Raw genomic sequence first — 1,624 nt, 5'->3', positions numbered from 1 at the left:
TAGGCGGCCCGGAACGCAAACCACTGCTGGCGCTGCAACAGGTGATCATGCTCAACGAACTGTTGGTCAATCGCCTGCTGGATAAGCTGAAGTTGCCACAATAATTTCGCTGGTTGTTATTGCCTCATCGCGAGCAGGCTCACTCCTACAAGGGATTGTCGTCGGACACAAATCTGTGATCCCGCTACGTTCCAAAGTGGGAGCGAGCCCTGCTCGCGAAGGTGGTCTGCCAAGCACTATCTATTTCAGACACGCAATAAAAAACCGGAAGCTTTCGCTACCCGGTTTTGCAGGATCAAAGGATCGCAGCCTGCCACATCCCTTACAGATCTTCGGCATGGACGGTGCGCAGGTAGCGATCTTTCGCTTGTTGCCGGTCTCGATCAGCTCTTTGAGTCACAAATCATCCAGATCGGGAAAGATAATCCTGCCTAATGCCCAGGGTTCAACGATTTCACAATGCATGGTGCGCAAAAATGACCCCCACTCGCTTCGGTTATGGGCATCCGGGCCGGTGATTGTCAGTAGCAAGTACTCATCCCGAAAAGCGTCATAGGCATAAATCAGCCAAAAGTCATTGTCAGCATCATTTACCAATGCTGTCCGGTAATACTGACGATTGATTTTTGCCCATCGAGCCTGGTGTGCCTGTGTACTGGCAAGGTGGATATGGTGCATGTCGCTCAGATCGAGTCGTTCATCCCGCCCGAAAATGGCAGGTAATTCATCGCAGATTTTGTAGTTGTAGAAGTGTGCAGCAAAGTTTTGCCAGTTATTGATTCGTTCAAAAAGTGCAGAAATTTTGATGGCTGGCATCCAGGCCTACTTTGTAATAGGTAGCCTGCCAGTGATCACAAATTTATCGAACACTTTCTGCCCATCACGCGCGGCCTGCCGAACATCAAGGAATGTCAGTTCGTCACGAACTTCCTTTTTGCTGGGTTTGTCGGTTTTTCGAGTGGTGGCCATCGGAGCCTCCGAAGAATGTGTATTCATGCTGACCAGCTTATGTGAATAAATTTTGACCGGCAAACAATAGAACCTAGCCTCAACGAGCACCAGTCGGCGCATTCTGGGCGAGTTGTAGGCATTGTCTGCATTGCTTGAGGGAGATCGTCGTTGGCAGAGAAAGCGTCTTCGCGAGCAGGCTCACTCCTACAGGGGGGCGTGGTCAGGCACACAATCTGTGGTCGCCGCAGATCCAATGTAGGAGTGAGCCTGCTCGCGATGGCGGTCTGCCAAACTCCAAATACTCCAGATCAAAAACAAAAAACCCGAAAGGCTCACGCCATCCGGGTTTTTTCATTCCAGCCTTCCAGTCAGCGGTTAAACCGCGCCACCAACGAATACTGCGTGTTGGCCGTCTTCGTCAGCTCTTCACTGAGCAACGCCGAGTTATGCGCCTGTTCCGAGGTCTGATCCGCCAACTCCGAAATATTGCTGATGTTGCGGCTGATTTCTTCAGCCACGGCACTTTGCTCTTCCGTCGCCGCCGCGATCTGCGTGGTCATGTCGGTGATGTTGGCCACCGCTTCGCTGATGCCGACCAACGCCTGGTCGGCTTCCAGTACCCGCGCCACGCCTTCTTCGGCCTGGCGATGCCCGGCTTCCATGGTTTGCACGG

General features: G+C 52.5%; 1 protein-coding gene and 1 pseudogene. Both read right to left on the bottom strand.

The genetic code is table 11. The features are described 5' to 3' along the window. Nucleotides 1-396 precede the first annotated feature (396 nt). A complete protein-coding gene (locus D6877_RS16800; RefSeq protein ID WP_130911509.1) occupies nucleotides 397-816 on the bottom strand; it encodes a type II toxin-antitoxin system YafO family toxin in 420 nt (139 codons plus the stop codon). 503 nt (nucleotides 817-1,319) lie between these two features. After that, a pseudogene (locus D6877_RS16795) lies at nucleotides 1,320-1,624 on the bottom strand (chemotaxis protein); the annotation flags it as partial.

Origin of the sequence: Pseudomonas sp. Sample_9, from assembly GCF_004307535.1 — a bacterium.
GTDB classification, from domain to species: Bacteria; Pseudomonadota; Gammaproteobacteria; order Pseudomonadales; family Pseudomonadaceae; genus Aquipseudomonas; species Aquipseudomonas mercuritolerans.
The sequence above is the reverse complement of the archived record's forward strand: the minus strand, read 5'-3'. Positions and strand labels throughout refer to the sequence as shown.